Below are 8,134 nucleotides of genomic sequence, written 5' to 3'. Positions count from 1 at the left end.
AACCATGTTTATCAAAGAGCACCCCATCGCCGTGGTGGACCGTGATGAAAATGGCAATATACTCTATGAAATAGATGCAAATGGGGTACCTATAAGAGATGCTCGTGGACAAAATATTCCTAAGTTTCATTATTTAACGGATGAAGAAAAGCAACATTTGCAAGAAGGTGCTGATGGCAAGGTGCATGTGTCCCTCAATGGCATTTTTACCCCACCCTATGAGGCGGCTGTTTATGCAGAGCAACATGCGGAGAATAAAAATATACCGCTTTATTTTGTTGTGTTCCCTCAAGCCGATTCTGCTATCTCAGAACTTCTGGTCGCGGGCTATCAGAAGTTTATGGAAAATAACTTTTGGGGTTTGACCAATTCAACACAAGAAGCAAAAGATATAATGTCTCGCTATGGTAACACAGGATTGCATTTTGATGCCCATAGTCGTGGCAGTTTGACAGGCTTTAATATGATGAATTCTTTCAAACAAGAAGGTGTAAATGATGTAGCTGGCAATACAACGATCAGTTTCTATGGACCAGCGGCTAATGTTTTGGCGGCATCCGGTCTGTTAGGTTATGTGAGTGGTGGCAAACAAACCACTATTGGCTTTGATGGGAATAGATATGACTTTGTAAGCAGAATTATTGGCGGCAATGGCTATACCTACGAGACAATACCTGCTGGTAGTAACATGTGGAAAGAATGGTGGAGAGTGATCATGAATCCCATAAGCTCCCATACTTGTCTTGGAGATGCGAGTCCACAATGTAGATATGATTATGGTTTATCTCATCGTGAACAATTTCCTTTAAGTAAATCACGGAGTAAAAAATGAAACAAACTCTAAAATTATTAAGCACTGTAACTTTGTTAATTATAACTGGATGTAATATCGATAAACCTCCTCTAGGAGAGGTGGCAGCGTGGAAGAAACCAGGAGCAGATTTTACAGAGGTAGGAAAAGCCTTGTTAGAATGTGGAATGCCAACACCTTATTATACCGATCCAGAAAGCAGAAAGCTTAGTATCAATGCATGGGCAACAATTCATGCGTGTATGGTTCAATCAGGATTCCATTATGAAAATGAACATGAGGGTGGATGGTGTTATACTTTTAAAGCCGAAAACCTTCCCATTTGTCGTCCAGGCGCTGTGATCCCGAGTCCCAGTGTCAAGAAGCGCTTAAACAGCCCGTTTTGTAAAAAATATAAAAACGCACCTGAATGCAAACCTTAAGTGTTTCTATTGGTGATGATCAACAATCTGCCATCCTTGCCTTTGCTTGGAACGGCGGGATTGTTTTCTCAACCAATCATCTCAATATTGTTCACCGTTGTTTTAAGCAGCGATGACAGGAAATATCAACAAGCTTATGAGCTTTTTTATTGTAAATAAATCCATTGAAAGAGGGGAAAATGAAAAAAATCTTAAAACTATTGAGTTGTATAGCTCTCTTAACTACAGCTGGATGTATTAACCAACCTCCTCCATCAACTTTAGCATTATGGGAAAAACCAGGTGCCGATAAAGCGATGATCCAACAATCCTTGTCAAAATGTGGCTGGAAACCGGTTTATGCTTCTTCTAGTGATATGAATTCGTATGCGAGTGAATTTGCCTCAGTTTATGAGTGCATGAAAAAAGCAGGTTTCCGATATAAATTGCAAGATTCAAAAGGGATCTATTTTACACAACCTCCCAAAAGTGGCTCATTCCTAAGCAATTTAATGATAGCAGGATATCAGCAATTTATGGACAATGACACCTTTGGTGTGATCAACAAAACGAAACAGGAACGGGCTTTACTAACGCATTTTGAGGATGAAAGAAAACGTCAGCAAAAGCAAAAAGCTTTACAAAAGCGATCACCAAAGCGTCCTCCCCATCGTTAAAAGGTCGTTGGATAAAATCACGAATGAAGTAGGGGATCAAAGCTGTCTCCTTCTTTATTCAAGCGGGTGGCACTTTAAATAAGGCAGCATTCATGGTGTTGGCGCTGATATTATCGCTGGTACCAATCCAATCTATGTGCTGGAAAATGATGCACAGAGCGGAAAGATCACCATGGAAGCAGGTAAAGATATCATCTTTGAAAGTGCACAAAACACGCAAAGCACACAAAACAGCAGTGAAAGTGCTTCAATGAGTGTTGGCACCGGTTATGGCACGGGTGGCGCAGGGGCAACGGGCAGTGCTTCTTTTAGTCAAGGGGAAGGTTCCAGTGAGGAAGTTCAACACAAAAACAGCCATATTATAGGCACCGGCACTGTTCATACCACGAGTGGGGCAAACACCACATTGGCAGGCGCCGTGGTTTCTGGAGAGCGTGTAGAAATGGAAGTAGGGGGTGATTTTTCCATTACCAGCCGCAGTGATACGGGACAAACTTCCAGTAAGCAAAACTCTGTTTCTGTTGGGTTTGGTGCTGGACAAACGGGTGGTGGGGGGTCCATGAGCGCCTCTTTCCAAAAGGATAAATCCTCCAGCGATTATCATAGTGTTGTGGAACAATCAGGCATCAAAGCGGGTGATGGCGGCTTTAATATCATTGTTAAAGATAAAACAACGCTGACCGGAGGCATCATTGCCAGCACCGCGCCGGCAGATAAAAACAGCCTGACCACAGGAAGCATTAGCACCAGTGATATCAGCAACAGTGCCCATGCTAAAGCCAGCAGCCATGGGTTTAGCCTTTCTGGGAATGATACGATAAAGAACATTGCCAAAAATGTTTTAAATCACGGCAAAGCCAAGGATGGAGCAGAAGGGGAAACCAAATCTGCTATCAGCGATGGGACTATCATCCTTACTGATACAACTGGACAGAGGGCGATGGGGCAAGATGCTGGACAAATCATTGATGCACTCAACCGCAACACCGCAGCAGCCCACCAAGCTGTAGGACAGCTAGATGTCGCACCGCTTGAGGGAGCAGTGCATAATCGCGTAGATATGATCAATGATTTATCGGATGAAGGATTGGGATACTGGGACAAAGTGCGCGAAGTCGCAAATGTTAAAGAACATCCAGTAGGTGAGATTTTGCATGATGAAAATGGCAATGTCCTCTATTTAACCGATGAAAATGGAAAACCTATAAAAGACAGCGATGGAGAATATATTACTCTGTATCACTTTTTAAATGCTGAAGATGAGCAGCATTTACAAGCTGGCTCTGATGGCAACAGGCGTATGTTCTATAATGGTATTTTTAACACACCAGATGAAGCAGCCGGTAATGCTGTCCACTTAGCTGATAATGAACATGAACCCCTTTATTTTACATACCACCCACAAGCTAAAGATAAGCTAGTAGAGTTCGGGGTAGCAATTTATGAGTATTTTGGGGGATGGAGTAATTCGACCAAGAAGTTACAAGATTTTATCTATCGTTATGGCAATACAGGGGCGATTGTTAGTGCGCATAGCCGTGGTAGTTTGACAGTGGGCAATGGAATGCGTGACTTTGAACAGTGTGGCATTCACGGTATAGCAGAAAAAACAGATATCTATCTTTTTGGACCAGCTGATAACTCTCAATCAATAGCGAATGCACTCTATTATGTGAGTGATGGTAAAAAAGATCATATTTATTTACAAAACCATATATTCGATCCCATTGGTACAGGAATTGGTCACAATCTACCTACTTTTTATAAGGCACCCTTGAGGTTCCCTTATGCAATATTTCCACCAGCAACTCCAATGATAGAGCAAGGGAAAGCTCTAGGCGGCTTTAAATCTAGCGCCCATAGGTGTTATGGTAATGCGTCGGCAGCATGTAAACGTGATTATGGAGCACATCATAATGATAATACAAAAATTTATGCACCTTATGCAATTTTAGATAATTTAGGTTTAGGTTATTTATGGAGAAAAAAATGAATACACTGTTTAAATTATTGAGTGGGATAGTTTTATTAAGTATAGCTGGATGTGACATTGAAAACATTGACAAACCTGCTCCAGGGTACGTGAATATGTGGGAGAAGACAGGAGCAGATTCTACTGAGGTAGGAAAAGCCTTATTAGAATGTGGAATGCCGAGTCTTATCGATCCTGATTCAGAAAATAAAGAGGTAAACAATAATGGATGGGCAACAATTGATGCCTGTATGGTTCAAGCAGGATTCCACTATAAAGATAAATGGGGAGGAACTTGGTGTCAAAACTATAAAGCCGAAAACTTGCCCATTTGTCAGCTTGGTGCTGTCATCCCGAAGAGAAGTGTTGAAAAGCGCTTAAACAGCCCGTTTTGTAAAAGGTATAAAAATGCATCTGAATGCAAGCCTTAAGTCTTTCTTGTAATGACCAACAATGCGCCATCCTTGCCTTTGCTTGGAATGGCGCGATTGTTTCCTCACGCACATTATTTAACGGATGAAGAACAACAGAATTTACAAAAAGGTTCTGATGGCAAGGTTCATGTTTTTCTCAATGGTATTTTTACAACACCAGATGACGCAGCCCATAATGCGGTTCAGTTGGCTGATAACAAGAATGATCCACACTATTTTCTGATGTTCCCTCATAGCGATTCGTTCTTGGTAGATTTGTTCATTGCAGGGTATCAGTATGCTCTAGAAGGTAAGTTGGGTATTTTGACCAATTCGACGAAGAAGTACCAGAATCTGTTGTATAGCCTTGGCAATATAGGATTGCATACTGATGCGCATAGCCGTGGCAGTATGACAGCGGGCAATGGATCGCATGATTTAGAAAAGCATGGTGTTCATGGTATAGCAAAGAAAACAACGATTAATTTCTTTGGACCAGCTTATAATACTCAAAACATGGCAGATACGTTATATATCTTAAGTGATGGAAAGCAGGATTATGTAAACTTGGAAAATCATAAATATGACTTTGTGGGTACAAAGATTGGCAAAAATCCTTACACTTTTGAACAAATACCTCCTGGAAGTGGTCCCTGGAAAGAGAGAGGGCAAATATTTAAGGGCTACCCAAGTGTCCATGCTTGTTATGGACATCCAAGTGATGCTTGTACAAAGTTCTATGGATTACCTAATCGTACGCCAATTTATTCAAAATATTCAGGGAGGAAAAAATGAAAAAAATCTTAAAACTATTGAGCTGCATAGCTCTCTTAACTACAGCTGGATGTATTAACCAACCTCCTCCATCAACTTTAGCATTATGGGAAAAACCAGGTGCCGATAAAGCGATGATCCAACAATCCTTGTCAAAATGTGGTTGGAAACCGGTTTATGCTTCTTCTAGTGATATGAATTCGTATGCGAGTGAATTTGCCTCAGTTTATGAATGCATGAAAAAAGCAGGTTTCCGGTATAAATTGCAAGATTCAAAAGGGCTCTATTTTGTACAGCCTCTGAAAAGTGACTCGTTTTTAGCTAATTTGATGCTAGCTGGATATCAGCAATTTATGGACAATGACACCTTTGGTGTGACCAACAAAACGAAACAGGAACGCGCTTTACTAACGCATTTTGAGGATGAAAGAAAATGTCAGAAAAAGCAAAAAGCTTTACAAAAGCGATCACCAAAGCGTCCTCCGCATCGTTAAAAGGTCGTTGGACAAAAAGTATGAATGATGAGGGAGTCAAAATTGTGCCCTTCTTTATTCAAGCGGGTGGCACTTTAAATAAAGCAGCATCCATGGTGTTGGAGCCGATATTATTGCCGGTACAAACCCGATGCAAAGCAATGATGAACAGAGCGGGAATATCACCATGGAAGCAGGTAAAGATATCATCTTTGAAAGTGCGCAAAATACGCAAAGCACAGAAAACCACACGCAAAGCGCTTCAATGAATGTTGGGTATAGTTATGGTACCGGTGGTACAGGGTGGATGGGGAATGCTTCTTTTGGTAAAGGCAAGGGTTCCAGTGAGGAGGTTCACCAGAAGAACAGCCATATTATTGGCACCGGCACAGTTCACACAACGAGTGGTGCAAACACCACACTGGCAGGCGCCGTGGTTTCTGGAGAGCGTGTAGAAATGGAAGTAGGGGGTGATTTTGCCATTACCAGCCGCAGTGATACGGGACAAAGTTCCAGCAAGCAAAACTCTGTTTCCATTGGTTATAATAGCCGAGAAAAGGATGGTACAGCCACAACCAATATTTCCTTGAACAAGGATAAATCCTCTAGCGATTATCATAGTGTTGTGGAGCAATCAGGCATCAAAGCCGGTGATGGCGGTTTTAAGATCAATGTTAAAGATAAAACAACGCTGACCGGAGGTATTATTGAAAGCACTGCGCCGGCAGATAAAAACAGCCTGACCACAGGAAGCATTAGCACCAGTGATATCAGCAACAGTGCGCATGCGCAAGCTAGCAGCCAAGGGTTAAGCATTTCGGCGGGTGGTCCGATGTATCAGGGCAAATATGGTGTCGGGAAAAACATTGCCAAAAATGTCTTAGATCATTCAAAAGCTAAAGATTCAGAGGAAGGATATACCAAATCCGCTATCAGCAATGGCACTATCGTCATTACTGATGAAGCAGGGCAGAAGGCATTAACAGGACAAGACGTGGAACAAGCCATAGCCTCCCTTAATCGGGATACTGCTAGCGCCCATAAGGGTGTACAACAGCTCGATGTAGGCAAGCTGGAACAAATCGTCCATGAAAATCGTGAAATGGCAACGCAATTGTTGGAAGAAGGATTTAAATACAGCGATGACTCCTATAAAACCATGTTTATCAAAGAGCACCCCATCGCCGTGGTCGACCGTGATGAAAATGGCAATATACTCTATGAAATAGATGCAAATGGAGAGCCTATAGAAGACGCTCGTGGACAAAAAATACCTAAGTTTCATTATTTAACGGATGAAGAAAAGCAGCATTTACAAGAGGGTGCTGATGGCAAAGTGCATGTGTCCTTTAATGGCATCTTTACGCCACCCTATGAAGCTGCTGTTTATGCAGAGCAACATGCGGAGAATAAAAATGAACCGCTTTATTTTGTTGTGTTCCCTCAAGCCGATTCTGCTATCTCAGAACTTCTGGTCGCGGGCTATCAGAAGTTTATGGAAAATAACTTTTGGGGTTTGACCAATTCAACACAAGAAGCAAAAGATTTGGTGTATAGCCATGGTATTACAGGGTTAGAACTTTATGGACATAGCCGTGGTACCATGACATTGGGGAATATGCTGAATTCTTTCAAACAAGAAGGTGTTCACGGTATAGCCGACAACACGAATATCAATCTCTATGGACCAGCCTTTAATGCTTTAGTTGCATCCGGTCTGTTGGGTTATGTGAGTGATGGCAAACAAACCATTGTTGGCTTTGATGGGAATAGATACGACTTTGTCAGCAGAATTATTGGCGGCAATGGCTATACTTACGAGACAATACCTGCTGGCAGTAACTGGTGGAAAGAATGGTGGAGAGTGATCATGAATCCCATAAGCTCCCATACTTGCCTTGGAGATGTGGGGCGTATGTGCAACATGCTTTACGGCTCATCTCATCGTGAACAAGTTCCTTTAAGTAAATCATGGAGTAAAAAATGAACCAAATCTTAAAATTATTAAGTGCGATAACTCTATTGAGTATAGCTGGGTGCCAGTTTAATAAAACTCCCATATCTTCTATAGGGGCATGGGAGAAGCCAGGAGCAGATTTTACGGAGATAGGAAAAGCCTTGTTAGAATGCGGTATGCCAACCCCTTATGATAAGGATCCAGAAAGTAGAAAGCTCAGTAATAATGCAAATGCAACCATTGATGCTTGCATGCTCCAAGCGGGATTTCGCTATAAATATGATGTGGGGGGAGGCTGGTGTGGAAATCATAAAGCTGAAAACTTGCCCATTTGTCGTCCAGGCGCTGTTGTTCCACAGCGCAGTGTCAAGAAGCGCTTGAACAGCCCGTTTTGTAAAAAATATAAAAATAGTCGCAAATGCCAGCCTTAAGTTTTGCTGTTTGTGATGATTAACAATCCGCCATCCTTGCCTTTACTTGGAATGGCGGGATTGTTTTCTCAATTTACCATCTCAACTCAGTTCAGAACTGTCTTGAAAAACGGAGATAAAATATCAACAGGCTTAAGAGCTTTTTATCGTAAATAAATCCATTGAAAGAGGGGAATAATGAAGAAAATCTTAAAACTATTGAGTTGTATAGCTCTGTTAAGTATC

9 protein-coding genes and 2 pseudogenes are annotated in these 8,134 nt (G+C 41.7%); all 11 read left to right on the top strand.

The features are described 5' to 3' along the window. Positions 1–832, top strand: a pseudogene (locus ACFINO_RS08600) (filamentous hemagglutinin); the annotation flags it as partial. Continuing rightward, entirely contained in the window at positions 829–1,233 is a 405-nt protein-coding gene (locus ACFINO_RS08595) for a hypothetical protein (RefSeq protein WP_375655453.1), read from the top strand. The pseudogene ACFINO_RS08600 and the gene ACFINO_RS08595, both read left to right, overlap by 4 nt. After that, positions 1,221–1,349: a hypothetical protein gene (locus ACFINO_RS08590; RefSeq protein ID WP_375611068.1), complete on the top strand. Its 129-nt coding sequence runs from the start codon at positions 1,221–1,223 to the stop codon at positions 1,347–1,349. Before ACFINO_RS08595 ends, ACFINO_RS08590 begins: the two co-directional genes overlap by 13 nt. A 63-nt stretch (positions 1,350–1,412) precedes the next feature. Further along, the gene (locus ACFINO_RS08585; protein ID WP_375655452.1) at positions 1,413–1,889 is read left to right on the top strand and encodes a hypothetical protein; all 477 of its coding nucleotides are present in this window, start codon (positions 1,413–1,415) and stop codon (positions 1,887–1,889) included. Between the two features lie 82 nt (positions 1,890–1,971). Next, a pseudogene (locus ACFINO_RS08580) lies at positions 1,972–3,882 on the top strand (hemagglutinin repeat-containing protein); the annotation flags it as partial. Next, the gene (locus tag ACFINO_RS08575) at positions 3,879–4,292 is read left to right on the top strand and encodes a hypothetical protein (protein ID WP_375655451.1); all 414 of its coding nucleotides are present in this window, start codon (positions 3,879–3,881) and stop codon (positions 4,290–4,292) included. The pseudogene ACFINO_RS08580 and the gene ACFINO_RS08575, both read left to right, overlap by 4 nt. A 12-nt stretch (positions 4,293–4,304) precedes the next feature. Continuing rightward, positions 4,305–5,069, top strand: a complete 765-nt coding sequence (locus ACFINO_RS08570) for a hypothetical protein (RefSeq protein ID WP_375655450.1) — start codon at positions 4,305–4,307, stop codon at positions 5,067–5,069. Next, positions 5,066–5,542, top strand: a complete 477-nt coding sequence (locus ACFINO_RS08565) for a hypothetical protein (RefSeq protein WP_375655449.1) — start codon at positions 5,066–5,068, stop codon at positions 5,540–5,542. Before ACFINO_RS08570 ends, ACFINO_RS08565 begins: the two co-directional genes overlap by 4 nt. Next, positions 5,482–5,790 carry a hypothetical protein gene (locus ACFINO_RS08560; protein ID WP_375655454.1) on the top strand — a complete coding sequence of 103 codons (309 nt, stop codon included), beginning with the start codon at positions 5,482–5,484 and terminating at the stop codon, positions 5,788–5,790. Before ACFINO_RS08565 ends, ACFINO_RS08560 begins: the two co-directional genes overlap by 61 nt. Then, positions 5,709–7,508, top strand: a complete 1,800-nt coding sequence (locus ACFINO_RS08555) for a hemagglutinin repeat-containing protein (protein ID WP_375655448.1) — start codon at positions 5,709–5,711, stop codon at positions 7,506–7,508. Before ACFINO_RS08560 ends, ACFINO_RS08555 begins: the two co-directional genes overlap by 82 nt. Next, positions 7,505–7,909, top strand: coding sequence for a hypothetical protein (locus tag ACFINO_RS08550; protein WP_375655447.1), 405 nt, complete (start codon positions 7,505–7,507; stop codon positions 7,907–7,909). The genes ACFINO_RS08555 and ACFINO_RS08550 overlap by 4 nt, the downstream gene beginning before the upstream one ends. Positions 7,910–8,134: the final 225 nt, after the last annotated feature.

It is taken from the genome of Bartonella sp. AA83SXKL (assembly GCF_042196965.1).
Lineage (GTDB): Bacteria > Pseudomonadota > Alphaproteobacteria > Rhizobiales > Rhizobiaceae > Bartonella.
Note: the sequence above shows the minus strand (reverse complement) of the source record. Positions and strands in the feature narration are given on the sequence as shown.